The following is a 26024-nucleotide window of genomic DNA, read 5'->3' as shown; positions in this document are numbered from 1 at the left end:
TATGACCGACCGCACGCAGCTGGGCGCCGCGACCGTCACGCGGGTCGTCGAGTGGCGGCTTGACCTGCCGCTCAACATGTTTCCCGAAACCCCACCCACGGTGTGGCAGGAGCTGGCGACCGAACTGAGCCCCACGTTTTGGGACGCCCGTAACTGGCACGCCCTGGTGCAGACGTGGGTGATCGAGGTGGATGGGCTCACGGTTCTGGTCGACACCGGCGTCGGTAATGGCCGCGACCGGCCGGCGATGCCGTTTCTGGCCAATCTCGACACCGATTTTCTGGAATCGCTGCGCGCTGCGGGCGTCGCCCCGGAGTCGGTGGACGTCGTCGTGAACACCCACATCCACACCGACCACGTGGGCTGGAATACCAGGCGCGAGACCGACGCATGGGTTCCGACGTTTCCGAACGCGCGCTACCTCGTGCCGGAAGTCGACTACCGCTACTACCATCCCGACAACGCCGACGCGCGGGACCCGGGCCGCTCGGAGGAGCATCAGGCGCGACTCGATGCGAGCCGAATCCTGTTCACCGACAGCATTCTTCCGATCGACGCGGCTGGACAGCTCGAACTGTGGTCCGACGGCTATTGGGTGAGCGACTCGTTGAGGCTGCGCCCCGCGCCCGGACACACACCCGGGTCATCGGTGCTCTGGCTCGATGCGGGCAGTCCTGCGGTGTTTGTCGGCGACCTCACCCACAGCCCCATGCAGTTACACAGACCCACGGATTCGTGCGTGCTCGACGAAAACTTCGATGAAGCGGCGGTGTCGCGCCGGCGTGTGCTCGCCGAGGCGTCGGAGCGCCGCGCAGTGGTCCTTCCTGCGCACTATCCGGGGCACGGTGGGGCTACCGTCTCGGCGCGCGGCGACGCGTTCACGATCGACGACTGGCTCCAGATCAGCGCCCTGTAAATCGGCGCACATCGCCGGACGCTCCCAGTTCATTGGATAGACGTCTGATCTGTATTTGTATGATCTCTGGTGAATGAGCAGGCAATTCATGTCCTGAATTAGGAGGTTTTCATTGACCCTGGAGGGTAATGGTCATACGCTTTGCCGAGTAATGTCCAACACTGCCGGAGGTTGAACTCGATGGTCGTGACCAGCACCGCGCCCAATGTCTTCGAGGCTGATCTCCCCACCTTCACCTACGACCTCAACGCCGCCCCGCACGACATCCTCGAGGACGTCCGAACGGCCCAAGATCGCGCGCCCATCGCGATCGGCCCTCTCGGCCCGGAGGTCCTGTCATACGACCTGGCGAGAGAAATGTTGCGCGACGATCGGTTCCGTTTGCCCCCCGGTATCACTTTGGCGTCTCAGGGCATCACTTCGGGGCCGTTGTTCGAGAAGATGGCGAACAGCCTCCTGGGCTTGGAGGGTGAACCACATGTGCGTTTACGCAAGCTCGTGTCCAAGGCGTTCACCCCTCGTGCAACGGCAGGTCTTCAGGACACGATCCGTGAGGTGGTCAACGGATTGATCGATCGGGTGGTCGACGCCGGCCACTGCGACGTCGTCACCGACATCGCCCGTCCCTACCCCACCCCGATCATCTGTGCACTCATCGGTGCGCCGCGCGAGGATTGGCACCTGTTCGCAGACTGGACCGAAGAGGTCTTCAAGGCCATCAGCTTCCAACCGGACGTCAACTTCGACGAGTCCGCGATCATGCAGGCGTGGGGTGAACTCGACGCCTACGTCGACGACATGGTCGCCGCTCGCCGAGGCAACCTGACCGATGACCTGCTGTCCGAACTCATTCGCGCCGAAAGCGATGGCGACCGGCTGAATCTCGACGAACTCCGCATGCTGGTCGCGGGCTTCCTGATGGCAGGAACCGACACGACGCGCAATCAACTCGCGGCATCAGTGCAGGTGCTTTGTGAGCACCCCGATCAGTGGATGACGCTGCGCGAGCAACCCGAGCTGGGGATGCAGGCGGTCGAAGAAAGCATGCGCCACTCACCGGCAGCCAGTATCGCACCGCGCGCCGCGACGGAAGATGTCGAATTCGGCGGTTACATGTTCCCGGCTGGAACCTTCATCCTCGTGAACACCTTCGCGGCGAACCGCGACCCGGCGATCTACCACGACGCCGAGCGCTTCGACATCACGCGCAAGGACGTTCCTCCGATCCTGACGTTCGGTGGCGGCGCCCACTACTGTCTGGGAGCTAATCTCGCCCGGCGTGAGTTGGCTGAAGCACTGATAGTTCTCACCCAGCGCCTGAATACCCCCCGTCGCGTCGGTCCGGCGCCATGGAAGCCGCTACTTGGGATGACCGGTCCCACAACACTTCCGATCACATTTACCAGTAACGATCCTGCGGGCGCCCATGCGTAGTCGGGGCTGGGCGGGTTCGGCACCCGCCACGGACGAGGAGGCCATAGACCGAATTCTCGACGCGGTAGACGACGTCATCGCCGAACACGGACCAGCGATACGCCTCGCCGACGTGGCACGCAGGCTCGGCGTCACGCGGCAGACGGTGTACCGCTACTTTCCCAACGCTGACGCTCTGCTGATCGCCAGCGCGATGCGAGCCGTGGACGGATTCATCGACCAGGTCGTAGGTCACGTCAGCGGCGTCAACGACCCGGTCACTGCACTCGTCGAATGCGTTTCGTTCGCGGTCGAGAACCTCGTCGGTGATCCTCAGCTGGAGAACATCTTGGCCCGACGACAGGAGGGTGAAGAGGCCATCTCCTTGACTTCCGACACGGCGAAAGCATTCTGCAAGTCGTTCCTCAACCGTCTCGATGTCGATTGGCGGCTGCACGGTTTCGATAGGGTCGCCCTCGAAGATCTGGCCGAAATGGTCCTGCGCACAGTGCAGTCCATGCTGACCGATCCTGGACAGCCGATGCGTGACAGTGTCGCACTACGCCGCTTTGTTGCGCGATGGCTCGGGCCGGCGATCCTCTACCCGCGGATGACGTCACTGATGATCCACGAAGGTGATGCCGCGGGCTCATTGTTCGGCGGCTAACACCGCTGCGAAACTCTCTTGCATATCCTTGACGAAATATCCCGGTGTCTCGAGCGACGGGCCCAGGGACGTGGGAACGTCGATCCGAAGTTCGGGATCGAGCGCCGTCTCGGTCTCCGGCAGCCTCGTGGCGGCCAACCGAGCCCGTAGATCGTCGATATCAGCGTCGGCCACGTGGCCATGGTGCGGCTTTGAGACGTGCACACCGCGGACCTATAGGGCACGCGCGTGTGGTCGCGAGTACGTTCGCCCGTATGGAGAACAACGGACCCAGCCGGACAGCCCTTGTTACCGCGTATGCTCGCGCCTACCACCAGATCGCCGACAGGCCAACCATTCTCGCCGACCCGCTGGCAGCTCCCCTGCTCGGTACCACCTCCGACGAGCTGACCGCATTGGGCTCCCCCACGGCCGATCGCCTCGGTGCCGTGGTCGGCGACCTGGGCCGCCGGCTCTTCTTCGCCGCCCGCGCCCGATTCGCCGAGGACTCGATCGCTCGGGCCGTGGCCACCGGCGTCCGGCAGGTCGTCATCCTCGGCGCCGGACTCGACACCTTCGCCTACCGTAACCCCGATCCCGACGTGCGAGTCTTCGAGGTCGACCATCCGGCGACCCAGGCGTGGAAACGGGACCGCCTCCTCGCCGCCGGGATCGACTGCCCGGAAACGCTGACCTTCGTACCGGTGGACTTCGAAACGGATGACCTCGCAACGAAACTGGAGGCGACCGCGTTCGCACGAACCGGACCCGCGATCTTCCTGTGGATGGGCGTCGTCTTCTATCTAACACCCGACGCCGCCCGATCCACGCTGGAATACATCGCGGGTCAGGCGTCTCCCACGGAGGTCGTCTTCGACTACCTGCAGTCGGCGACGACCGACGAGGAGCGCGCGCACCTGCAAGCCCGCTCCGATCGGCTCACATCCTCGGGTGAACCTTTCGTCAGCTACTTCACGCCTGACGGCATCGCGCGGGAGCTGCGCGACCTCGGCTTCACCGAGATCGATGACCGCACTGCCGAGGATGTGATCGCTCTGTACCTCGGCGAACCTCCCCAGTTTGGAGTGGAACCGACCCGCACCCTGCAAGCCAGTCGGATTCTGTGTGCGCGACGCTGAGGACTGAAACCTCAGTAGCCTGAACCCATGTCTCGCCGCACGCGCCGTAAGCAGACTGCGCAGATCCTCGCCGGCGCCGCTGCAGGCCCGGCGTTCGTCACCGCTTACACCGTCATCGGCGCGACGCGACGCGGCTACGACTGGAGGCGCTACCCGGTCAGTTCTCTGGCGGTCGGGCGTCACGGCTGGCGTCAGCGCGTCAACTTCGTCTCGGCCGGCACTCTCTACCTGTGCGCTGCCGAGGGCCTCTGGCGGTCCGATCGCCACCGCATAGGACCGCGCGCGGTCCCGGCGATCGTCGCGGCGGTCGGGGTCGGCTTGGTCGGCTCGGGCCTGTTCGTCACCGACTACGTCGGAAACCTTCTGAATGACGACGGAACTGACACCGACAACCCCCCGTTTGCCGCAGGCGTGCGCCCGCGCACCCCTGCGGGGCGACTGCACGATCTCTTCGGGATTCCGGTCTTCGTGGGCATACCCGTCGCCGCTATGGCGAGTGCCGCCTCTGCGGCGCGGAGCGGGAACCACCGCTGGACGTGCTACTCCGCGGCGTCGAGCGCAGCGATGACTGGCAGCCTTATTCTCTTCGGCGTCGCGATCGGTGGTCGATGGGGGCTAGGCGGCAAGAGCGGTGTCCTGCAACGTGTCTCGATCGCGACCGGACTCGGCTGGCTGAGCTCTCTGTCGCTGCGTGCTCTGTCCGGGTAACCGGCCTAGGCCATCAGCCGGCCTCTTCATCAGCATCGCGGTACGCCTCCAGCAGGCGCAGCCACACCTCGCTGATCGTGGGAAAGCACGGCACTGCATGCCAGAGGCGCGACACCGGAACCCGCCCGGCGACCGCGATCGTCGCCGCGTGCAGCAGTTCGGCCACGCCCGGGCCGACGAGGCTGACGCCTAGAACGTGGCCCTGTTCTTCGTCGACGACCATCCGGGCGTGCCCGGTATACCCGTCGGCGTAGAAGTTTGCCCCCGGCACCGCCTCCCCCATCTCGACGTCAACGACCTTCACCCGATAACCGCGACGCTTCGCCTCCGCGCTGCTGAGGCCTACCGAACCGGCTTCAGGGTCGGTGAAAAACGCCTGTGGAACGGCCAGATCGTCCGCGGTGACGACGTGGCGGCCCCACGGTGAGCTGTCCAGTGATTGTCGGCGGGCGCGCGCGCCGATGACGGCAGCGGCGATGCGCGCCTGGTACTTGCCCTGGTGTGTCAGCAGTGCCCGGTGGTTGACGTCTCCGAGTGCATACAGCCACTCTCCTTCCACTCCGGCTGCCAAGCACGTGTCATCGACATCCATCCAGTCCCCCGGCTGCAGGCCGACGGTTTCCAGACCGATGTCCGCGGTGTTGGGATCTCGTCCCGTCGCGAAAAGAATCTCGTCCACGTCCAATTGGTCACCGGTGTCAAGAAGCACCTTCACCGGTCCCGCACTCTCGGCGCGGCGAACCTCGGTGACCGTCACGCCGGTCCGCACGTCGACTCCGGCCTGGACGAGGCCCCGACGCACATACTCTCCGACGAACGTCTCCATCTTGGGCAGCAGACCCCGGGTACGCGCCAACAGCGCGACCGATGATCCGAGACCTCGCCAGGCGGTGGCCATTTCGACGCCCACCCCGCCACCGCCCACGATCGCGAGCCGTGCCGGTACGGCGCTGCTGTCGGTCGCCCGCCGGTTCGTCCACGGCGTCGCCTCAGCGACGCCCGGGATGTCAGGGATCGCGGCAGTGCTCCCCGTGCAGATCACCACCGCATGACGGGCCTCGAATGACCTGAGTCGGCCGTCCGTGCTGGCCAGCGCGACCCGGCGCTCACCCACCAGGCGGGCATGGCCGCGAAACAACGTCGGACCCATCGCGGTCAAGTCATCCGCAACAGGCGCGTCGTCGTAGTTCGTCACATAGCGGTCGCGCCGGGCGAACACACCTTTGGGGTCGACGGGCCCGGTTACCGCTTCGCGGGCGCCGTCGACCCGGCGAGCGTCGGCGACGGCCAACGTCGGACGTAGCATCGACTTGCTGGGCACGCAGCCCCAGAAGTTGCATTCGCCGCCGACGAGCTCGCGCTCCAGGACGGCAACCGACAAACCCTCGGCGTGTGCCCGCGCGGCGGCGTTGATGCCTACAGGGCCCGCACCCAGCACCACGACGTCGTACTGAGTCGCTTCGCCGCCGACCGACCCCGCATCGTCCCGTTCTACTGCTGTGTCCATGGTGACCGTTTCTCACTCTCTCGGATTGTCGGATCGGTCGAATCGTGTTGGAGCTACGTGACGTCTCGGTCGTGGCCCCTTTCCTGCAGCACCCACCGGTTGCCGTCGGGATCGCAGAATTTCGCAAAACTCGCGTAGTCGGCGTGCTCCGGGTCCACGCCCGATCGGAACGTTCCCGCCCAACTGCCGGCGGTGGTGTCCTTGTGGTGGACGTCGGTCACCGCCACTCCCGAGGCGATGAGCCCCTCACGGCACGCCTCGACGTCATCGACCATCAGGTACAAACCTGCGACGGAATTCAGGGGCACGTCGGACAGGCCGACACCGAACTGAATGGATGCGTGGGATCCGTTGGGTGTCAACTGAACCACACGAAAGCTCGGCGACGGCGAGTAGTCGACGTCGAGGTGAAATCCGACCACGTCGCGGTAGAAGCGCAACGCGCGGTCCACGTCCGTCACACGGAGTACGACCACCTCGAGAGCGGCATCTTGGATCACCGCGTCACCAGGCGATCGCGGTTGAGCTCATCGGTGTCGAGTCCCCGGTCGGGCCCATGGGCGATCACCGTCTGTCCCGGCTCGAGGTGAAGTTGCTCGCCGTCGATTTGCACGTCGATTTTGTCCGGCTCAAAGGAGACGAAATTGCGCACCCGGTCGACCTCCGTCCAGGCGTCGGTGTAGGACCACGCCGCGCGGCGGCGCTCCCCGACGTGGTAGTAGCTGGCAAGTCCCTTGTAGGGGCAGAAGGTCTGTCCGTCGGCCGGTGTCAGCGCTGCCTCGTCCACGTCGTTGCGAGGCACGTACCAGCGCGGAGCGAAGCCGGACTCGTAAAGCGCCAACGGGGAGACGGTGTCCGCAATCACCCGATCACCGTCCCGTACAGTCAAATGCCTTGACGTGAGCCGGATATCGATACGGTGGTACAAGTCCGCTGCGTGTCCCAGAATGCGTTCGTCTTCTTCGTAGAAGGCGTCCATGGCGCGCCATGCGAACGCGACGCGTCCGGCGAGCACGGCCCCGTGCGACGGGAGGTCGGAGAACTGCCACGCCGCGCGCCGCACCTCGTGACCGGAAATCCTGACGTTGAACCATCTGAGGGGGCCGAGGTCGGCGTGCTCGGTCCTGTGGCCGTCCTCGACCATCGCACCAGCCTCGACGTCGCGACTCGGGAAGTATGCCACCGGGTAGCGGCCGGGCTCATGCAGCAGCACGACATCCTCGCTGTCGGCGATCCACGCCCCTCCCAGGCGAACACGCATGCGGCGTCTGAGCGGCTCGGCGAACAGCAGCCTTGGAATCGGTTCGGCGGCGAGGAAGTGGCCGACGGATCCGACGGCTAACGGGCCCTGCTGCCAAGCCAATCCCATGGTTCCTCCAATTACTACGGTCGTCGCGAATGGCGCCGCGTCGCATGCTCAGCGCAGCCCCTGGAACACATATCGGAATATTGGGATGTTCCTCCCAGAATTCTGGGCTATATAACCCAAAAAGTCTAGACCCTCGCTGAGAAATTGCCGATGCCCAGATATCGCCCTCAGGAGCGGCGTGCCCGCCCGGCGGCGGAAGAGTTTCTGCGTGTGCGCGTGGAGGTTGCGAAGGAGGAGACGTAGTTCAGGGCGGCTTCCACGACCGCCTTGAAGGGCTCGGACGAACCGGTGATGTGTGTGAGCAGAGTGCCACCTTGATGAGCGGTGACGAGCACGGCCGACAGATGACGAGGATTGGCCTCGGATGTCAGGTCACCGCGTTCACGCATCGCCGTCAGTCCGGCCTCGAAAAGGCTGAGCCAACGGTCGTATCCGGCGGCGAGGTCGTCGAGAACCACATCGTCGGACTCGAGTAGCTCACCGGTCAACGACCCGTAGACGCACCCGTTGCGCAGATACTTCTGACCGTCCTGAGTCCAGCACAGATCGGCCCACTTCCGAAGTGAATCAATGGTATCCAGACGGCCCATCCGGGGTTGGGTGTGGAAGTCGACGACGAACTCGGTGCGGGCGGCGATCACCTGACGGGTGAGCGCCTGCTTGTCGGAAAAGTAGTGTGACAGTTGAGATCCGCTGACTCCGACGGCGCGTCGAATGTCTTCCAGACTGGTGCCGTTGACCCCGCGTTCGAGGATGAGTTCCGCGGCGCCGTCGATGATTCGTGCCCGCGTGGCCATGCCTTTCGCCGTGTATCGGGCCGCATCATCGGGTGCGGTCGAGGCGATGGCGGCGCGTCTGCTCAGGCGGCGCGGAGCACGGACGGTCCGTAAAGCCGGGTCCTTGGCCAATAGATGCAGATAGTTGACGATGAAGCCGGTGGCATCGGCCAACGGCCATTCCTGACGATAAGCGAAGGACAGTATTCCGGCGCCCTGGTGCATGCTGACGACCATCAACGCGAGTTGACGCGGTTCGGCCGACTTGATCAGCAGGCCGCGGTTCTTCATCCGGGCGAACGAATCCTCGAGGAGATTCACCCACCGCCAATAACCTTCGGCGAAAGTCTGGCGGGTACTGTCGTTCGACTTGGCAAGCTGGCCTGCCAATGCGTGATACGTGGCGGTGCCGCGGTACCCGATTTTGCGCAAGTACCGCAGGTTCAGGTCGGCCCACCGCGACCAGTCCTCGAACGTGTCGAGTCCGCCGACCTTCGGCTGGCGGTGGAATTGCAGCACCGTCTCGGTCTGCCGTTTGATCACCGCCCGGATCAGTTCCTGACGGTCGACAAAGTAATGGTTCAGTTGGGAGCCGCTGACAGACGCCGCGCGACGCACCTTGTCCAGGTTGAAGGCCGACAGACCCGTCTCGAGCAACACATCTGCTGCGGCACGCAAGATCTTCTCTCGCGTCGCGAATCCCTTGGCTGTGAAACTTCGCGATTTCGAAGCATCCGCGGTGGCCATCTCCCCTATGAAGATACCTGGTGGCGGGGCTCGAGGACGGCGGACTGGCCGACAGCAGTCGATCGTCAGCTGTCTCTCGGTAGCTGGGAGAGGAACTTCCGCACAAGCGCTGCGACCTCGTCGAGTGCCGACTCGAGAAGGAAATGCCCGCCGTCGAGCAGATGAATCTGGGCGTCGGGCAGGTCTGCGGCGAAGGCCTCGGCGCCGGCCGGGCCGAAAATTGGGTCGTGGCGCCCCCACGCCGCCAGAAGTGGGACGCCGGAATTTCGGAAGTAATCCTGCACCCGCGGATAGAGCGGCGGATTCGTCGCGTAGTCGCGAAACAGTGCGAGCTGCACTTCGGCGTTCCCGGGCCGTGCGAGCAGAGCGAAGTCGTGGAGCCAAGCCTCCGGGTCGACCAAACTCTCATCGGAGACCCCGGTGAGATACTGCCATCGCGTGGCGTCCAGCGTCAGGAAGGCGCGAATCGCAGACTCGGTGTCCTCGTCATTTCGTTCGTGGTACGCCCACACGGTCTTCCAAAAGGTTTCGACGAATCCGGCGTCGTAGGCGTTTCCGTTCTGGCTGATGATCCCCGTGATCGCCGCTGGATCCCTCAGCGCGAGACGCCATCCGATAGGTGCGCCGTAGTCCTGGACATACATGGCGTACTGACCAATGCCCAGTTTCTGCAGTAGGCCCGCCGTCAGGTCCGTCAGCGCATCGAACGAGTACGCGAACTTCTCGGCGGTCGGCGCATCGGACAGCCCGAACCCGAGGTGGTCGGGGGCTACCACGTGATAGTCCTCGCCCAGCAGCGGTATCAAATGGCGAAACATGTGGGAGCTGGTGGGAAATCCATGCAAGAGAACAACTGTGGGCGCACCGCCGTCGCCAGCTTCCCGGAAGAACAAACGATGCCCGTCAACGGTGGTGTAGCGGTGATGAACACTGACCATCAGCAATCCGCCTTTCCGGCTGGATGTTTAAAAGAAGTGGGTCAAGCCACCCATCATGCGCGCAACCGGCCTGCCCGGCAACCACTTTCTAGACGGCGACGGGCATTGATTCTTGAACGCAGTGACGTAGAGTCTGGTCATGCCCCTTGGGCATGCCGTGGAGAGGAGGCGCCCGTGCCGACGCTCCACGCGGTCAATGTCGGGTTGCCGAGGGACGTGCCGTGGCGCGGACGCACGGTGCACACCGGAATCTTCAAAACGACGGTCTCCGGACCGGTCGTTGCCAGGCGCCTCAATCTCGACGGCGACGGCCAAGGCGACCTTCACGGCCACGGCGGTGAGAATCGGGCCGTCCTGGTCTATCAAATCGAGGCCTATGACCACTGGAAGTCCCACCTCGGGCGTGACGATCTGCGGGCCGGAGCATTCGGCGAGAACTTCACTGTCAGTGGATTGCCCGACGACGAGGTGTGTATCGGTGACCGGTACCGCATCGGGGAAGCGCTGTTCGAGGTGACGCAACCGCGGGTCACCTGTTTCCGTGTCGGGATGCGTCTCGATGAGCCAAATCTCCCACAGCTCATGGTTTCTCACGGCCGACCCGGGTTCTACCTCCGCGTGCTTCACGAGGGACGGGTACAAGCGGGCGATGACATCGTCCTCACCGAGCGCGGGCGGAACCAACTGACGGTCGCCGAGGTCGACGCGCTTCTCTACCTGCCCGACCGTGATCCGGACCGTTTGCGCCTGGCGTTGGATGTCGCCGCTCTGAGCCCGGGCTGGAAGGAGTCCTTCCGCGACCTCCTCGACCCGCCCGTCGAGCCAACGGGCGCTCCGTCGTGGGACGGATTCATGCCACTTCGTGTCGTTGACGTCCATCACGAAACGCCCGCCGTGATGTCGATCGAACTCGGCGCCGACAAGCCGCTGCCCGTTGCGAAGGCCGGTGATCATCTCGTGGTCCGGGCCACCGGGGCCGGTGACCCGCCGCCGCTGCGGAGCTACTCACTATCCGGCGATTCGACCGCGGGCACTTATCGGATCAGCGTGAAGCGTGAGCCTGGCGGCGTGGTGAGCGGATGGCTGCACGAGCGGATCGGCCCCGGGGCGACCATCGACGCCGCAGCGCCGCGCGGCGACTTTCACCTCTCCCCCGAGGCGCGCCCGATACTGCTGATGTCGGCGGGAATCGGGGTCACGCCCCTGCTCGCCATGCTCTATGAACTCGCCGCCCAGGCGTTTTCACAACGCATCGTATGGATCCACAGCGCCAGGGACAGAGAGTCTCACGCCTTCATCGAGGAGGCCGCCGGTCTCCTGCGGCAGTTGCCGCGTGCTGAGCAGTACGTCCATTACACCGGCGGAAGGCCGGGCCGCCGGTTGGATCGTGACTTCCTCGCCGCATTGGACCTGCCGCAGGACGCTGACGTCTACCTCTGCGGACCAACGGGTTTCATGGCGGCGATGCGTGAGGCCTTGACCAACGTCGGGTTCGAGCCGGCACGGATTCGAGCCGAAACGTTCGGGACGCTTCCACCGATCAACCCCGGGTTGAAGGCCGTTGGTCCTCCAGTACCCCCGCATCCGCCCGAGATGCAGTCTGCGGACGGATCACGTGTCACGTTCTCGCGAGTCGGTCTGACGGTTCGCTGGAGCGAGTCCTATCAGACCTTGTTGGAACTGGCCGAAGCCTGTGATGTGCCGACGCGGTACTCGTGCCGCAGTGGTGTCTGTCATGTGTGCGTCACCGGACTCGTCGCCGGGAGCGTGGCGTATCCGAGACAGCCCTTGGAGCTACCGGGACGGGATTCGACGCTGATCTGTTGTGCGGCACCGCTAACCGATGTCGTGCTCGACCTATGAGCGGCGGATCCATCGGGCTGGGTCGGATTCAGCGACAGACGCGTCAATAAATGCCAAGAAAACGCACAGCCGTCTGCTAGCTTCGCGAAGTGCTACTTCGCCAGCGACGCGAGCGAGGCCGGATGGTTCTCGCCGCGACCGTGATCGCCAGCCTGACCGTCGTCGGCGGTGCGGCCTGCGGTGGTTCTACCGAGCCCTCCGAGTCCCCGGCGGCGAAAGCCGACGAATCAACCACGGCCCCGCCGGCCGAGGTGGCCGAGAACAAGCCGAAAGACGAGCAGCAGGATTCCCAACCCCAGTTCACCGGTGGCGTCTACGGAGATCCGGCGGCCGCCATCGACCACTGGGAGGAGCAGACCGAAAGCGATTGCGGGCTGATGGCCACCCGCATGGTGATCGGCGAGATCAACGGGTCCGCGCCGACCGAGCGCGAAATCATCGACCTCGCAGCGAAAACGCCCAGCGACTGCGATCCAGGGCAGCCGGTGTACGACGAGAGCGTCGACCCCAGTGACGGCGGTGTCGGCCATGGCACGTGCACAACCGATCTTCTGCTCCTGCTCAAGCATTACGGCATCGAAGCCGACTACACCAACGACGAAACCGCTTCCAAGGGTGGGCTCGCGACGGGGATGGACGCCTTGGCGGGATATCTGGGTGACGACCGGCAGGCGATCGTGTGTGTGAACTCCAATACCATCTGGGAAACCGATGGTGACAAGACGGGATGCGGTCACTTGGTCACGGTCGCCGCGATCGATTACGACAACGACGCCGTCTATCTCGGCGACAGCGGCGGCGACGATACGAAGGGCGAGCACGTCACGACCGATGTGTTCGAATCTGCCTGGGCCGCAGGTGACCACGAGCTTGTGGTCACCGCACCCCGTTGACATCGACAGTGGCGTAACTGCTTAGAGAGCGCTGAGGGATACCACCCCCGTCAGGCCGGCCGCCACCGTCATCGCGGCGGTGGCACAGGTGGTCCGCCACCCGAAACTGCGCTCACCGCCGGCAAGGTGATCAGCAGAGCGCCGATCACCAGCACCAGAATGAAGTACTCCGGGATGAATCACGTTGCCACCGTGCGTTCCACGACACAGCCAGGTAAATGCGACTTCACGAGGAGAACAGCCATGAGCGTCGACAGCATCTCGGGTTCGGCTACGACCGGACTCGACGAGTTGGTTCCGTCGCGTTATGCGGTGCAGATCGGTGACATCGAGGTTCTGGTGATCAGCGACGGCGTGCTACCGATAACGGCCCGGACGATGGCGACCAACGCCGACCAGGACGAGTTCGGGAGTTGGCTCGACGATCGGTTCCTCCCCCACGACGTGCTCGACTGGCCGCTGAACGTCGTCGTGGTGCGCAGCGGCGACCGGACCATCCTGGTCGACGCCGGGCTCGGTGTGGAGTTCCCCGACTTCCCGCGCGCCGGGCAGACCGTGCATCGCCTGGAGGCCGCCGGCATCGATCCGTCGGCGGTGACCGACGTGGTGCTGACCCATCTGCACATGGACCACGTCGGCGGGCTGCTGACCGAGGGTCTCAAGCAACGGCTGCGCTCGGATCTGCGGGTCCACGTCGCGGCAGCCGAGGCCGAGTTCTGGGAGGCACCCGACTTCTCCCACACCGACATGCCGGCACCGGTGCCGGACGCGCTGCGATCGATCGCGTCGCGGTTCCTGTCCGAATATCGCGGCCAGATGCGGACCTTCGAATCGGAGTATGAACTGGCGCCGGGCGTGCTGGTCGCGCGCACCGGCGGCCATACCCCGGGGCACGCCATCGTCCGACTCGACTCACGGGGTGACCGGTTGACGTTCGCCGGTGACGCCGTGTTCGCTCCGGGCTTCGACAATCCGGAGTGGCACAACGGGTTCGAACACGATCCGGAGGAGTCCGCCCGCGTCCGCATCGAGCTGCTGCGCGAGCTGGCCGCAACCGGCGAGGCTCTGGTCGCCACCCATCTGCCGTTCCCGTCGGTCTGCCGGGTGGCGACCGCCGGCGACGTCTTCCGGTGCGTGCCCGAGGTCTGGGGCTACTGACGGTTCGGCGCGTGGCGACCACCCGCGCGATCTGCCTGGGGTGCATCAGGATTGTCCCGGGATCGACGCCTTGCAGCATCCGAAGGAAGGTCTCGGACATCGCAATGTCATTCGACGCGGCTGCCATGTAGGCGGTGACGTAAGAGTTGAGCGCCCGCTGCGGACACGCTTTCCATCCGCTCGTCGGTAGGAAGCTGAAGTCGTTGAGCCGGTTGGCCCACCAGAAAGGCGTCAGCCGCCGAGCGACACCGCGGAAATAGTCGTGGGTCGCCGAGGCGCCGTCGGCGGCCAACGTCTCCTGAAGACTGAGAGCCTGCAGCAGTGCCGACGTCATGCCCTGCCCGTACATCGGGTTGAGGCTGCACACCGCATCGCCGATGACCAACAGACGCTCCGGGAACGAGGACAACTTGTCGTAGCGACGCCACACGCTGGTCGGAAACTGTCGGTGGTGTGTCTCCCCGACCGGTTCTGCGGCCGCGAGTGCGGTGCTGACCTCCGGCGGGACACATGCCGCCACTGCTGCCAGCATCTCGGGCAACCGGGTCGGCAGCTGGTGTCCGGCCACGCCGATCAGCGTCACGACCATTGTGTCGTTCTCGTGGGCGAGCATCCCGACGCCTGTCGGTCGTTCCTTCGTCGGGCTGACGAAGATCACCCTGTCGCCCAGGGCGTCCGGCGTCAGGCGGAAGAGCTGGCTGGTATAGGTCAGTCGCACCCGATACGACTGCTCGACCGGACGCGGAAAGCCATGCGCTGCAAGGAACGCCGGTGTACGTGCCGAACGACCGGTTGCGTCGACCACGAGATCGGCGGACAGTATCGTTTGATGCGCGCCGGTGCGGTCGACGATACGAACTCCGGTCACCGTGCGGTCGTTCAACACGGGTCCGACGACGTCGTGGCCGTCGAGGACCTTGACATTCGGCAGCGCACAAACCCGTTCGCGCACAACGGATTCCAACAACGGACGGCTCGCAGGCTGAACCGGCATGTCATCGGGCTTGGCAAGCGCCCCCGTCCGACACAACGCATGCCCGCGAACCTCGACGTACACCCCCGACAGGTCGCGGTTGTCGAAGATCGGCGCGCCGGCGTCCTGCAGCTTTTTCGTCGCTCCGGGAAACAGCCCCTCGAGAATCTTCAAGCCCAGGCTCATCAGCATGTGCACGTGGTGTCCCTGCGGCACCCCGGCTCGCTGCGACACGTCCTCGGGCAGTCTGTCCCGTTCGACCAGCGTGACCGAGTCGTAGGCTTTCGACAGCACTCTCGCGGCGAGCAGACCACCCATACTCGCGCCGCACACCACGGCTTCTCGCGTCGTCATCGCGCCCCTCTTCGGCCCGGCCGTACCCCAAACGGTGGCACACAGCGCCGTCGAGAGTGCGGTTTCAGGCCAAGAGTGGCCAGTCCGCGACCACTGAGACCCGTCCGGCCGGGCAGTCTGTAGCCTGACGGCCGTGAATCCCTCGCGTGTGTCACTCCCTGCCGGACTGCTGGCCTGCACCGCATCGCTGGTCATGACCCTCGCCGCATGCGGCTCCGACACAGAGGCGTCGTCGACCACGACGACGCCCTCGACGAGCCCGTCGTCGCTGGCCGACGAGTTGGTTCCACCGCCCGTCGAGACGGGCGACCCCGCCAGCGCAATGTGCCCGACAGGGGCACCGCAGCCCGGCGGCGCTCCGGAGTGGACGCTCAGCGGCGACACCGGCAGCGTGAACGTCACCGGATCCACCGACTCGGCGGCACCGCTCATCGAGGTGCAGTCGCCGTTCAGCGTCACCGAGACCCAGGTGCACACGCTCAAGCCCGGCGACGGACCGGTCGTCTCCGATACGGCGAAGGTCCTGGTCTGCTACATGGGCGTCAACGGACGCGACGGGTCCGTATTCGACAGCAGTTACGAGCGCGGTATGCCCGTGGACTTCCCGCTCGACGGCGTCGTACCGGGCTTCCAGAAGGCCATCGCCGGACAGAAGGTCGGGTCGACGGTCGCCGTCGCGATGACGTCAGCCGACGGCTACCCCGAAGGTCAACCCGCGGCGGGCATCCAGGCCGGCGACTCCCTCGTCTTCGCGATCAAGATCCTCGACGCCTCGAGGTAGACCCGCAACGGTCAGCCGCCGCCGGTGACCGGGTTCATCGACAGCGTGATGAAGGCGCCGTTCTTCCACACGCCCCAACGGCCGCCCCAACCGGAGAACCAGACGACGGGCTCTCCGAGCCAGGTCTCCGCCGGTTTGCGCGGTGCCCATGCCGGAACCGGCTCCCCGGCCATCGGCCTCGCAGGCGGCGGAGGAGCCACACCCGGCGGAGGCGGTGGCGGAGGCATTTCGGCGGCCAGAGCCGGCGGCGGAGGCGGCGGCGGTGGAGCGGGCTGTGCGCTTGCCGGAGCGCTCAGCCCCAGTGTCGTCGCTGTCAATCCGCCTGCGATGGCAGCCAGCGTGGTCTTGGACAACCTCATGAGCATGCCTCCAGCGGTCGAGCGAATCCGATGCTTCGAATTTATAGCCTGCATTTGCTGCGGCCAAACCCGGGGCGTGTCCCCGCCTACTGCTGTTCGGCGCTTCCGTCGCCGTTCGACGCTTCGGATGCGTCGGCCTCTTCGTCCGAGTCCCCAGTCGATTCCGGTTCCAACGCGACACTGCGTGTGCGCGGGATGATCTCCGTCGGCTGAACCTCGGCCGGACGCAACTGCACGACGCGGCCCACGGCCCGACGAAGCCCCGGCGGACCTTCCTTGCGGACGAAATCGCCGATCCGGCCCGCCCGGAAGCGCAGCGGCGAGCCGATGAACTCGCCCAGCACCACCCCGCTGCCGAGTGCCAGCGCGATCGCGATCGCCGACATCATCTGCCGTATCCCGTTGTCGAAGTTGCCGTCGACGGCGAAGGAGAACACAGCGCGGAACACCGCCAGACCCGGGAGCATCGGCATGATGCCCGCGGTCGCCGTCACCAAGGCGGGCGCCTGTCGACGGATCGAGATCAGCGTGGCGACGAGGCCGACTCCCACCGCGGCCACGCCGCTGGCGAAGACCTGACCGAATCCCGCGTTGCCCAGGGCGATCAGCACCGCCTCGGCGAGCCCGGCAACCAGCCCGGCGGTGAGGATGGCTCGCAACGGCGCGTAGCTCGCCACGGTCAGGCAGGCGCCCGCCAACCCCGCGCCGAACACCGCGAGCGAGATCTGCACCGCTCCGCTCGGCGCGATGAACGACTCGGTCGCGTCGACGTGCAGTGAGATCGTGACGCCGGCGATCTGGGCGATCTGCAGTCCCGCGAGGATGCCCACCACGATCCCTGACGTCAGCAGCACCGCTTCCCCGAGACGTGCGAGTGAGGTCAGCATGTAGCCGGTCACCGCATCCTGCATCGCGCCGACGAACGTCAACCCGGACAACAACATCACGATGCCGGTGGCCACCATGACCGTCGGCCCGAGGTCGGCGTAGAGGAAGGCGGCCACGGCGACCGAGGTCGCGATCGCCGCGCCCGCGGCGTGCTGGAAGAAGAACGGCGTGCCGATGCGGTTCAACCGTCGGCCCACCTGGTCGATGACCCCCGACGTCACCGCGGCCAGGATGCAGGTCAACCAGCCACCGCCGAGCAGCATCGCAATGCCCAGCGCGAAACCGGCCCACCCGGCGGTCGCCAGCCACCGCGGATAAGGGTGCGGGCGTTCGGTCAACTCGTCCATCGCGTCGTGCGCCTGGTCGACGGTCACACCGCCCGAGGTGATCCGCTGCACCAGCTGGTCGAGTTCCCCGAGCCGCGTGTAGTCCGTCGAGCGGTTGTGAACGGCTCGGACGATCGTGACGGGTGGGCTGTCAGCGGTCGGCAGCGCGGACACGATGACGGTGGTGACGAAGATGTCGACGACGCAGTCGGCCAGCCGGTACGCCTGGGCGACGTCCTGGGCGGTCGCGACGACGTCGGCGGTACCCGATCCGGAGGACAGCATCACCTCGGCGAGGCGGATGGTCAGGTCGAGCACCTTGCGGGTGTGCAGATCGCCCATTCCGTCGGAACGCCGGCGCCGCTGACCCGCAATGGGCGCGGGGTCGCGCGGGCCGCGCAGCGCGCTTCGCAGGCTACGGCGGACGCGACCGCCTGGCGTTCGATCTAGCGGCATCGAGGTGAACGATACTGACGTGCGCGCACAGTGGCCCAGGCGGCTAATCCCGCTGCGGCGCCCGACAAGATGTGCCACGCGCCGTGGTACTGCCACACGCTTTCGGGCCGGCACAGCGGTGAGCCCGTGCGTCCGGCGGCATACGCGGCGAGCCCGAGCGCGAAGCTCGCGGCCGCGACGACCACAACCGTCCGCCGCCGTCGCGCGCCTCGGATGAGCGCGACCACGCATGCCGCAGCCAAGACTGCGATGGGCCAATCGTGGACCGGCCCTGCCCAGGCCGGCTGAGGACCGTGATAGACGAAGCTGCCGAAACCGACGACGACCAGTGCGGCTCCCACGGCCCCGGCCGCCAGTGCACGCCCCCGGAGCGCCCAGCACAGCGCGGCAAGTCCCGCGCCGACGTACATCAGGCTGGTGAGCGCGAGCACGGGCTGGGCCAGGAACGCGTCACCGATGCGCTCGCAGTCCGAGCCCCCTATCGCCGCGGCGGCGGTCCAGTCCTGCATGCCAACCCACGATAGCGGCGCGAGGCGATACCGCGCGTATTCGACTGTCACACAGCGATATCGGAGGATCGGCCCCGCGTCCGAGGTGGCAAAGACTGTTGGCTAGATTCCGTCGGTCATTGTCTCTTTTGCCACTAGCCGGGTGCGGTTGCGCCGGGCACTGTGAGAGGTATGGGCAATGAAGAATCGGCCACGCTGGCCGACATCGAACCCCTTGCCGGTGGGTGGAATCTCCCCGACTCGCAGATCTGCTCGGCGGCAATGCGATTCGTATCCGAGGTGTCTCCGGAATTCGTCGTCAACCACTGTGTCCGCAGTTACCTGTTCGCGCGGGAGATCGCGGCGGCGCAAGGGGTGCGCAGCGGCGCGCACTACGACGACGAACTCGTCTTCCTCGCCTGCGTCCTGCACGACCTCGGCGTCACCGGCGTCGGCGGAGGGGATCAGAGGTTCGAGGTCGATGGCGCCGACGCGGCCGCGGACTTCCTTCGCCGGCACGGCCTTTCGGGGCAGGGGATCGTCACGGTGTGGCAGGCCATCGCCCTACACACGAGCGTCGGGCTGGCACACCGGTTCGGGCCCGAGCAAGCGGTGACGTTCAGCGGTATCGCCCTCGACATCAACGGCATGGACAAGCATCTGCTCTCCCCTGGTTTCGCCGACCGCGTTCACGCCGCGTGGCCGCGCCACGATCTCGGGTACGCGATCGCCGACGCCATCGTCCGCGATGTGCGCGACAACCCGATGAAGGCTCCACCGTTGTCGTTTCCCGCCCATCTTCACGAATTGATCACCGGGTCGGCGATCACGTTCTTCGATCTGTTGGATGGTTCCGGGTGGGGCGACCGACCGCTGCGCACCGGCGCAGTCCCCCAGTGACGCCGATGCACGCGCAGATCCTATTGTTCGACGGCTTCGACCCGCTTGACGCGATCGCCCCGTTCGAAGTGCTCGTCGCGGGTAGCGACTTCGTCGGCGGTGAACTCGACGTCGAGTTCGTCTCGGCGGAAGGCCCGCGGTCGGTGGTCAGCGGTTCGCGCGGGATGGTCCTGAACGCCACCGGCCGACTCGATCCCACCAAGCCGGGGTACGTGATCGTCCCCGGCGCATCGGGACCGCTCGACGGCGACCCGGACGAGGTTGCCACCATTCCCGTTCTGCTAGCCCGCTTCGGCGATACCGCGGCCGTGCCATTGATGCGCGAAGCCTTCGCCAACCCGGACGTCACCGTCGCGACCGTTTGCGGGGGGTCACTCGCGCTGGCGATGGCCGGTCTCATCGATGGTCGCCACGCCAACACCCACCACCTCGGTGTGGACGTTCTCGAAGCGACGGGCGCAATTCCGGTGTCGGCCAGGGTTGTCGACGACGGTGACCTGGTGAGCGCCGGCGGGGTCACGTCCGGTTTGGACCTGGCTTTGCATCTGCTTGATCGAAGCTACGGTCCGCGGATCGCGCTCGCCGTCGAGGAACTGTTCGCCTACGAGCGACGCGGTACCGTGTGGACCGACACCGGCCGCGAAGTGTCGGGCGCATGAGCGTGGTCGGCGACTGGGACGTCAGTATCAAGACGCCGGTCGGCACCCTGCACGTCGTGTACAGCTTCACCAACCAGGCCGGTGGGATCAGCGGCACCGCGGCGAGTAATGCCGAGAGCGTGCCGCTGGTCGACATCGCCGTCGTCGAAGACCTTGAGGGGCAACGGGTCACGTGGCGGCAGACGGTGACCAAACCGATGAGGCTCAAGCTCGACTTCGATGTTCACGTGCGTGGTGACCGGATGAGCGGCCATTCCCGTGCCGGACGGCTGCCTCGGTCGACGGTGTCCGGGGTGCGACGCGTCTGACAGGCGAAGGGTCACTCGTCGTCTGGCGACGCGACCGGTGCCTCCCACCGTCGGCGCCGCTGTTCGCCGGTCTGCTCCCACCACGGCGGTGTGCCTCGCTCACCGAGGGCGACCTTGGCCGCCTCCACACCGGCGCGCGCCGCCTGCTCGCCGTCAGTTCCTTTGGTGCGGCGCACTTCTCGGCGCCATGCCATCAGTATTCGCGTCAACTCCGCGCGTCGATCCTCGGGTATGGCGGGATCGGTGGCGCGCCACCGGCGGCCGTTGACGACGATGAAGTGGCCGTCATCGGTCAGTTGCGGCTCACCCATCGGCCGATACTAGCCGTGTCCTCAGGGGCACGGTCCGGCGAGGAACAGCGACCAGCACCAGCCCGGCGGAAGTGGCGGTGTGAAGTTGGGCGGCGGCGGAGGCGGCGGCGGTGGCGCCTCGCCTTCGAAGATGTTCTGCGCCACGTTGCCCTGCCCGTGGTAGACGTACCAATAGGTGTGGCACACGTTGTTGTCCCACACCACCGGGTTCACGCGCAGGTTTCCGGTCTGCACGGGCGGATCGCCCGGGCACCAGTGGCACGGTCCCGAGGGATTCGAATTCGGGCATCCGGGCCAAGCCTGCTCGGGCGCCGGCCCACCGGGCAGCGCCGAAGCGATGCCCGGCACCGACCCGAGACCCGCGCTCGCCAGCGCGAGCGACATCAGTGCCGCGCCTAAGAATCGCTTCGGCGTACGAGGTGCTTTCATGTTGGGTCCTCTTGCTCAGTATCGGCGCCGACAGGCGTCGTACAGGCAAGTAGACGGAAACCGGTCGGCTACCGATCCCAACTACGCGGTTTCTCCGGTTATGGGCGGGGGTATCGCTCGGCGAGACGATCACGGACTAGGAGAGAACCGATGAGCTCACCCGAACAACCGGCCGACGACGCGAACCAGGACGACAGCTCGGAGCAGGGCATTCCGCCGACCGCTCCTGCGTACTCGACGCCGCCGCCCGAGGGCCTGCCCTCGGCCGACGACAAGGACGGCACCGAGTAAACGGGGATGCCGCTAGTGTGCATGCAGATCGCAAATCAATACCCCATCAAGGGTTTCAGCGATCTGAACGCACACTAGCTGCCGTGCAGATCGGCAAGCGAATTCCGCAGACCGCCGTCCATGCGAATCTGGATACCGGCCACCGCCAACATCACCGCGGCGGTCACCAAGTGCACCACCGCATCGGTGATGTTGTTGGGGAACGTGAACACGTACGCGACCTGGTGCGAGAAGAAGGCCCAAATGCCCGGCAGCGCCCCGGCCACCGCCGCAGCGAGCAGATATAACACCGACCAGGACTTGCGGAACGCGAAGACCAGCCCCGGTCCGAAAAGGGCGAGCCCGGCGACGGCGTGCCACCCGTTGTAGTCCATACCGAAGATCTGCGCGGTCGGCGCGTCCGGGCCTGTCGCGAAGCTCGGCTCGACGATGAACCCGATCACCGCCTGGACAACGTGGAAGGCGGCGATGACCACCAGGCCGATCTGGGCGAAACTCCACTTCACGGATGCATCCTCCGTGTTCGTCGACATTGACACCGCAAATACTACGCTCGGTAGTAGTCCTTGTTAAGGGCTCGACCGGAAAATCTCGGGACGCGATGTCCGGCGCCCGTAGATACCCTGTCCGGGTGTCTGAAGTGCTGTCGGTCAACATCGCGCGGGTCCGGGTCAATCCCGATGCGCCATCGAGGAACACGGGCATCGACAAGATCGCCGTGCCGGACCGGGTGGCCGTGCGTGCGCCGGGACCGCTGCGCGGTGGCCTGGGCAGTGGGCTGGTCGGCGACACCATCGGCCACACGAAGCTGCACGGCGGCGACGACCAAGCGGTCTACGTCTACGCACGAGAAGACCTCGACGAGTGGGAAAGCCGACTCGAGCGTCCGCTGACCAACGGCATGTTCGGCGAAAACCTCACCACCACAGGCGTTGAGGTGACACGGGCGCGCATCGGCGAACGCTGGCGCGTGGGCTCCGACGGCCTGTTGCTCGAGGTTTCCGCGCCGCGCACGCCGTGTCGGACATTCGCGGCTTTCCTGCAGATCGACCGTTGGATGAAAACGTTCACCGCGGCCGCCGAACCCGGTGCGTATCTTCGCGTTATCTCACCCGGAACGGTGGGCGCAGGTGACGAGATCGTCGTCGAGCACCGCCCGGATCACGACGTGACCGTCGAGTTGGCTTTCCGCGCAAGGATGTCCGACTCGTCGTTGCTTCCGGAATTGCTCGCCGCCGACGCGTTGTCCGCCGAACTCAAGGGATACGCACGGCGGCGCCTGGCGGCCAGCGGGAAGTGACGGCTACTGAGGTTCGCCGGTCGGAATGGTGTAGGGCGCCGTGGTGATCGGTGGGACCGCGACCGACGTCTCCGGAGTCGAGGGTGCCGTCGACTTGGTCGACGTCTCCCCCGTGGTCAACTGCGGTGCCGCGACCGCCGGCGCCCCGGTCGCGGAGTGGGTCTCGGCGTAGGCCAGCGTCAACCCGCTCGCAAACACGGCCCCGGTGCCGACCATCGCCAACAACAGCTTCAATCGCCTCGAATTCACGTCTGATCGCTCCACTCGAAATATCTCGGCAAACCTGAACGCCGAGCTCTTCTGTTCCAAACGGCGCTGTCATATACGGATTCGACAACCGCCCGCACAACCGGAACATTCCCGCTTCACGTCGGATTCTCAACTGAATTTCGCCAGGGTGGCGATGTGCGCATCCCACGCGTATCGACAACCGCTCCCGCTCTAGAGTCTTGACGTGGCGAAAACCAGTCCAGTCGATGACCGGGTGCGGCTCAACGGCGCACACGTCGCGGCCACCGTCGAGCAACTCGAACGTCGCATCGACGCGCGGTTCGGACAGCGTGGCCTGACCAAGACCGCGCGCGAACTCGGCCAGCTCGTGATGTCGGTCGACGACGAGGCGACCCTGTCCCACGCACGATTGCGCCGCACCACGCTGGCCGCACGCGCCACCGGCATCGCCATCGTTGTCGCCGCCCTCATCGCCCTCGGGTACGGCCTGCGCTCGGCGGTTCTCGACGGGTTGGACCGCACCGCCGACTGGGTGCCGCTGACCGAAAGCGTGGTCAACGACCTCATCTTCGCCGCGATCGCCGTGGTGTTCTTGTGGGCATTCCCTGAAAGACTCGAGCGCCGTTCCCTGCTCGGACTCCTGCACCGCTTGCGGTCACTCACCCACGTCATCGATATGCACCAGCTGTCGAAGGATCCCGAGCAGGTCAACCCGAATTACGTACCCACCGCGCAGAGCACGCCGCACGGGCTCGACGCCGAGCAGCTCCACCACTACCTCAACTACTGCTCCGAACTGCTGAGCCTGACGGCCAAGACGGCGGCGCTGTGCGCCGAACACACCACCGACGGCGTGGTGCTCGAAACCGTTTCGGACATCGAGAATCTGACCACCCAGCTGTCGAGGAAGATCGGACAGAAGATCTCGTTGTTGCCGCGCGGTTAGTCGCGCGCCTTCGGATCGCGCCACCCCTCCCAGAACAGGCCACCCCTCCCAGAACAGAAGGTGCGACCGAGCACGAGGACACTGGCGCCTGTGCGGGTCGCCTGCCACGCCGCCGCCGATCCGGCCGGCCCGCCCCCGGGACCACCATTACGGAACAGTGACGCACCCCACGCCCGGTAACGGGGCCGCCGCCGATGCCGACATATCCCTCAGCAGCGGCTACGCGCGGCAGGTGTTCCCGACGCGGCAGGTGTGAAGCATCCGCACCTGAATCGGCAGCCGAGACCAGGCGCCGGTGTGCCTCGTCCGCGAGACCGCTCGGCGGTATCACACAACCAGGAAGTTCACAGCGATGACATTGCTACACAGATGGACGCGCCGCATGATGGCCGGCGCGCTGGCGGCCCTGCTCATACCGGGCCTTGTCGCGGTCGTGGGTGGCACGTCCACCGCCGCGGCCTATTCGCGGCCCGGCCTGCCCGTCGAGACGCTGATGGTTCCCTCGGCGGCCATGGGCCGCGACATCCCCGTCAAGTTCCAAGGCGGCGGACCGCACGCGGTGTATCTGCTCGACGGCCTTCGGGCGCGTGACGACAACAGCGGGTGGGACATCGACACCGCCGCGTTCGAGACCTACTTCGAGTCGGGGCTGTCGGTCGTGATGCCGGTCGGCGGCATGTCGAGCTTCTACACCAACTGGCAGGGCCCCGCGGTCGGCAACGGCGGCAGCTACAACTACCAGTGGGAGACCTTCCTGACGTCCGAACTGCCCGCGTATCTCTCGGCCAACAAGGGCATCTCGCCCAGCGGCAACGCGGTGGTCGGCCTGTCCATGTCGGGCAGCGCGGCGCTGATCCTTGCGGCCTACCACCCCGGCCAGTTCCGTTACGCGGCGTCCCTTTCGGGCTTCCTCAACCTCTCCGACGGCATCTGGCCGCTGCTGGTCGGCGTCGCGATGCGCGACGCGGGCGGATTCAGCGCCACCGCGATGTGGGGCCCGCCCGGCAGCTCGGCCTGGAAGCGCAACGACCCGACGGTCAACGTCGGCAAGTTGGTGGCCAACGGCACCCGCATCTGGGTGTACTGCGGTAACGGCGTCCCCTCCGAGCTCGGCGGCGGCGGCGATATCGCCGGTCAGTTCCTCGAGACCATCACCCTGGACAGCAACAAGAATTTCCAGAAGGCCTATGCGGCCGCTGGCGGAAGCAACGGCACGTTCAACTTCCCCGCCAACGGCACGCACGGCTGGGGCTACTGGGGTTCGCAACTGGCCGCGATGAAGGGCGACATCCAGGCCACGCTGGGCGCCTGAGGTCCTGACGCCACTGGGCGACCGCCTCGTGCGGTCGCCCAGTTCGCGTTGGAGACAATCACTGCGTGACGCAGCAGCCGCGACCGACCGTTCCCGCGCTCCTGGCGCGCGCCTCCACCGAGTTCGGCGACCACACCTATCTGGTCACCCCGACCGAACGCCTCACCTACCGCGACGCCGACCAGCGTTCGGCGGTCCTCGCGCGGTGGCTCCTGGGCCAAGGTGTCGGCAAGGGCACCCGCGTCGGGCTGTACTTCCCCAACGGCGTCGACTGGATCGTCTGGTGGCTGGCCGTCTCGCGCGTCGGCGCGCTGGCCGTCCCACTCAGCACGCTCTACGCGCCCGCGGAGATCGCCAAAGTCGCAAGGCTGGCCGACGTCGCGGTGATCGTCGCTCCCGGCCGCGTCCTGAGCATCGACGTCGCTGAGCGGTTCGAAGCGGCATGGCCGGAGCTGACGACCCAACAGGGTGGACGGCTGGCGCTAATCGCCGCCCCGTACCTGCGTCGTGTCGTAATCGTCGACGGCCCTGTTCCCTCCTGGGCGGCCGGGTGCGACGGCGAGGGGGTGCCCGCCGAGGTGCTGTCCGCAGCCGAGGCCGAGGTGTGAATCACGACCGCGAGATCGGCTGGCGAAACCT

General features: G+C 66.1%; 29 protein-coding genes and 2 pseudogenes. 17 read left to right on the top strand and 14 right to left on the bottom strand.

All coding sequences use genetic code 11. The annotated features are described in order from the left end of the window. Position 1: 1 nt before the first annotated feature. From A5698_RS03135 to A5698_RS03125, 3 genes are all read left to right on the top strand, one after another. On the top strand, positions 2-916 hold the full coding sequence (locus A5698_RS03135) for an MBL fold metallo-hydrolase (RefSeq protein WP_067081099.1): 915 nt from the start codon (positions 2-4) through the stop codon (positions 914-916). 180 nt (positions 917-1096) lie between these two features. Next, positions 1097-2350: a cytochrome P450 gene (locus tag A5698_RS03130; protein ID WP_067081102.1), complete on the top strand. Its 1254-nt coding sequence runs from the start codon at positions 1097-1099 to the stop codon at positions 2348-2350. After that, on the top strand, positions 2343-2996 hold the full coding sequence (locus tag A5698_RS03125) for a TetR/AcrR family transcriptional regulator (RefSeq protein ID WP_067081104.1): 654 nt from the start codon (positions 2343-2345) through the stop codon (positions 2994-2996). The genes A5698_RS03130 and A5698_RS03125 overlap by 8 nt, the downstream gene beginning before the upstream one ends. On the opposite strand, the gene A5698_RS28380 is transcribed toward A5698_RS03125, so the two are convergent. Next, positions 2979-3170: a hypothetical protein gene (locus A5698_RS28380; protein ID WP_197506615.1), complete on the bottom strand. Its 192-nt coding sequence runs from the start codon at positions 3168-3170 to the stop codon at positions 2979-2981. The two genes, A5698_RS03125 and A5698_RS28380, sit on opposite strands and share 18 nt — an antisense overlap. An 80-nt stretch (positions 3171-3250) precedes the next feature. Here A5698_RS28380 and A5698_RS03120 point away from each other — a divergent pair, with 80 nt between their 5' ends. Together A5698_RS03120 and A5698_RS03115 are read left to right on the top strand one after the other, a co-directional pair. Further along, positions 3251-4114 carry a class I SAM-dependent methyltransferase gene (locus tag A5698_RS03120; RefSeq protein WP_068293203.1) on the top strand — a complete coding sequence of 288 codons (864 nt, stop codon included), beginning with the start codon at positions 3251-3253 and terminating at the stop codon, positions 4112-4114. Between the two features lie 27 nt (positions 4115-4141). After that, entirely contained in the window at positions 4142-4822 is a 681-nt protein-coding gene (locus tag A5698_RS03115; RefSeq protein WP_068293200.1) for a DUF998 domain-containing protein, read from the top strand. A gap of 13 nt (positions 4823-4835) precedes the next feature. Here A5698_RS03115 and A5698_RS03110 read toward each other — a convergent pair whose 3' ends face one another. The 5 genes from A5698_RS03110 to A5698_RS03090 all read right to left on the bottom strand — a co-directional run bounded on the left by A5698_RS03110 (position 4836) and on the right by A5698_RS03090 (position 10159). Next, on the bottom strand, positions 4836-6329 hold the full coding sequence (locus tag A5698_RS03110) for a dihydrolipoyl dehydrogenase family protein (RefSeq protein WP_068293196.1): 1494 nt from the start codon (positions 6327-6329) through the stop codon (positions 4836-4838). Positions 6330-6382: 53 nt separating this feature from the next. Further along, positions 6383-6805, bottom strand: coding sequence for a VOC family protein (locus tag A5698_RS03105; protein ID WP_502688866.1), 423 nt, complete (start codon positions 6803-6805; stop codon positions 6383-6385). Between the two features lie 20 nt (positions 6806-6825). After that, positions 6826-7698: a DUF427 domain-containing protein gene (locus A5698_RS03100; RefSeq protein WP_068293192.1), complete on the bottom strand. Its 873-nt coding sequence runs from the start codon at positions 7696-7698 to the stop codon at positions 6826-6828. Positions 7699-7865: 167 nt separating this feature from the next. Further along, a complete protein-coding gene (locus tag A5698_RS03095) occupies positions 7866-9221 on the bottom strand; it encodes a TetR/AcrR family transcriptional regulator (protein ID WP_068293182.1) in 1356 nt (451 codons plus the stop codon). Between the two features lie 65 nt (positions 9222-9286). Beyond that, on the bottom strand, positions 9287-10159 hold the full coding sequence (locus A5698_RS03090; RefSeq protein ID WP_067081251.1) for an alpha/beta fold hydrolase: 873 nt from the start codon (positions 10157-10159) through the stop codon (positions 9287-9289). Positions 10160-10333: 174 nt separating this feature from the next. Between A5698_RS03090 and A5698_RS03085 the strand changes: the two genes are divergently transcribed. The 3 genes from A5698_RS03085 (at position 10334) to A5698_RS03075 (ending at position 14073) form a co-directional block, all read left to right on the top strand. Then, positions 10334-12022 carry an MOSC and FAD-binding oxidoreductase domain-containing protein gene (locus A5698_RS03085; protein WP_067081118.1) on the top strand — a complete coding sequence of 563 codons (1689 nt, stop codon included), beginning with the start codon at positions 10334-10336 and terminating at the stop codon, positions 12020-12022. Positions 12023-12144: 122 nt separating this feature from the next. After that, on the top strand, positions 12145-12915 hold the full coding sequence (locus tag A5698_RS03080) for a hypothetical protein (RefSeq protein ID WP_068293180.1): 771 nt from the start codon (positions 12145-12147) through the stop codon (positions 12913-12915). A 243-nt stretch (positions 12916-13158) separates the two neighbouring features. Continuing rightward, positions 13159-14073 (top strand): MBL fold metallo-hydrolase, encoded by a 915-nt coding sequence (locus A5698_RS03075; RefSeq protein WP_067081124.1) that lies wholly within the window; start codon positions 13159-13161, stop codon positions 14071-14073. A 295-nt stretch (positions 14074-14368) separates the two neighbouring features. Here the strand turns inward: A5698_RS03075 and A5698_RS29800 are convergent. Further along, positions 14369-15400, bottom strand: a pseudogene (locus A5698_RS29800) (FAD-dependent oxidoreductase); the annotation flags it as partial. Positions 15401-15533: 133 nt separating this feature from the next. Here A5698_RS29800 and A5698_RS03065 point away from each other — a divergent pair. Further along, positions 15534-16181 carry an FKBP-type peptidyl-prolyl cis-trans isomerase gene (locus tag A5698_RS03065; protein ID WP_502688864.1) on the top strand — a complete coding sequence of 216 codons (648 nt, stop codon included), beginning with the start codon at positions 15534-15536 and terminating at the stop codon, positions 16179-16181. An 11-nt stretch (positions 16182-16192) separates the two neighbouring features. On the opposite strand, the gene A5698_RS03060 is transcribed toward A5698_RS03065, so the two are convergent. The 3 genes from A5698_RS03060 to A5698_RS03050 form a co-directional block, all read right to left on the bottom strand. Further along, positions 16193-16540 carry a hypothetical protein gene (locus A5698_RS03060; protein WP_067081256.1) on the bottom strand — a complete coding sequence of 116 codons (348 nt, stop codon included), beginning with the start codon at positions 16538-16540 and terminating at the stop codon, positions 16193-16195. Between the two features lie 86 nt (positions 16541-16626). Further along, positions 16627-18210 carry a threonine/serine exporter family protein gene (locus A5698_RS03055; protein ID WP_068293178.1) on the bottom strand — a complete coding sequence of 528 codons (1584 nt, stop codon included), beginning with the start codon at positions 18208-18210 and terminating at the stop codon, positions 16627-16629. Next, complete coding sequence (locus tag A5698_RS03050; RefSeq protein ID WP_231967283.1) at positions 18201-18770, bottom strand: hypothetical protein; 570 nt, start codon at positions 18768-18770, stop codon at positions 18201-18203. Before A5698_RS03050 ends, A5698_RS03055 begins: the two co-directional genes overlap by 10 nt. A gap of 120 nt (positions 18771-18890) precedes the next feature. Here A5698_RS03050 and A5698_RS03045 point away from each other — a divergent pair, with 120 nt between their 5' ends. From A5698_RS03045 to A5698_RS03035, 3 genes are read left to right on the top strand one after another with little or no spacing between them, the layout of a single operon-like run. Continuing rightward, a complete protein-coding gene (locus tag A5698_RS03045; RefSeq protein WP_067081139.1) occupies positions 18891-19598 on the top strand; it encodes an HD domain-containing protein in 708 nt (235 codons plus the stop codon). 5 nt (positions 19599-19603) lie between these two features. After that, positions 19604-20257 (top strand): DJ-1/PfpI family protein, encoded by a 654-nt coding sequence (locus tag A5698_RS03040; protein ID WP_067081258.1) that lies wholly within the window; start codon positions 19604-19606, stop codon positions 20255-20257. After that, the gene (locus tag A5698_RS03035; protein WP_067081141.1) at positions 20254-20565 is read left to right on the top strand and encodes a hypothetical protein; all 312 of its coding nucleotides are present in this window, start codon (positions 20254-20256) and stop codon (positions 20563-20565) included. The genes A5698_RS03040 and A5698_RS03035 overlap by 4 nt, the downstream gene beginning before the upstream one ends. An 11-nt stretch (positions 20566-20576) precedes the next feature. Here the strand turns inward: A5698_RS03035 and A5698_RS03030 are convergent, their stop codons facing one another. Then, positions 20577-20876, bottom strand: coding sequence for a hypothetical protein (locus A5698_RS03030; RefSeq protein ID WP_067081143.1), 300 nt, complete (start codon positions 20874-20876; stop codon positions 20577-20579). 21 nt (positions 20877-20897) lie between these two features. Next, complete coding sequence (locus tag A5698_RS03025; protein WP_067081144.1) at positions 20898-21305, bottom strand: hypothetical protein; 408 nt, start codon at positions 21303-21305, stop codon at positions 20898-20900. A gap of 150 nt (positions 21306-21455) precedes the next feature. Here A5698_RS03025 and A5698_RS28375 point away from each other — a divergent pair, with 150 nt between their 5' ends. Further along, entirely contained in the window at positions 21456-21596 is a 141-nt protein-coding gene (locus A5698_RS28375) for a hypothetical protein (RefSeq protein WP_156613527.1), read from the top strand. Between the two features lie 74 nt (positions 21597-21670). On the opposite strand, the gene A5698_RS03020 is transcribed toward A5698_RS28375, so the two are convergent. After that, positions 21671-22102, bottom strand: coding sequence for a DUF4383 domain-containing protein (locus A5698_RS03020; RefSeq protein WP_067081260.1), 432 nt, complete (start codon positions 22100-22102; stop codon positions 21671-21673). Between the two features lie 125 nt (positions 22103-22227). Here A5698_RS03020 and A5698_RS03015 point away from each other — a divergent pair, with 125 nt between their 5' ends. Further along, positions 22228-22896, top strand: coding sequence for an MOSC domain-containing protein (locus A5698_RS03015; RefSeq protein ID WP_067081146.1), 669 nt, complete (start codon positions 22228-22230; stop codon positions 22894-22896). A 3-nt stretch (positions 22897-22899) separates the two neighbouring features. Here the strand turns inward: A5698_RS03015 and A5698_RS03010 are convergent, their stop codons facing one another. Continuing rightward, positions 22900-23145, bottom strand: a complete 246-nt coding sequence (locus A5698_RS03010) for a hypothetical protein (RefSeq protein WP_067081149.1) — start codon at positions 23143-23145, stop codon at positions 22900-22902. Between the two features lie 205 nt (positions 23146-23350). On the opposite strand from A5698_RS03010, the gene A5698_RS03005 reads away from it, so the two are divergent. The 3 genes and pseudogenes from A5698_RS03005 to A5698_RS02995 form a co-directional block, all read left to right on the top strand. Next, complete coding sequence (locus A5698_RS03005; RefSeq protein WP_197506614.1) at positions 23351-24073, top strand: hypothetical protein; 723 nt, start codon at positions 23351-23353, stop codon at positions 24071-24073. A 352-nt stretch (positions 24074-24425) separates the two neighbouring features. Continuing rightward, positions 24426-25385 carry an esterase family protein gene (locus tag A5698_RS03000; protein WP_067081151.1) on the top strand — a complete coding sequence of 320 codons (960 nt, stop codon included), beginning with the start codon at positions 24426-24428 and terminating at the stop codon, positions 25383-25385. Positions 25386-25450: 65 nt separating this feature from the next. Continuing rightward, a pseudogene (locus A5698_RS02995) lies at positions 25451-25990 on the top strand (AMP-binding protein); the annotation flags it as partial. Positions 25991-26024 lie beyond the last annotated feature (34 nt).

The sequence above is a fragment of the Mycobacterium sp. E136 genome (assembly GCF_001666865.1).
Lineage (GTDB): Bacteria > Actinomycetota > Actinomycetes > Mycobacteriales > Mycobacteriaceae > Mycobacterium.
This window is presented reverse-complemented; position numbering and strand designations above follow the sequence as displayed.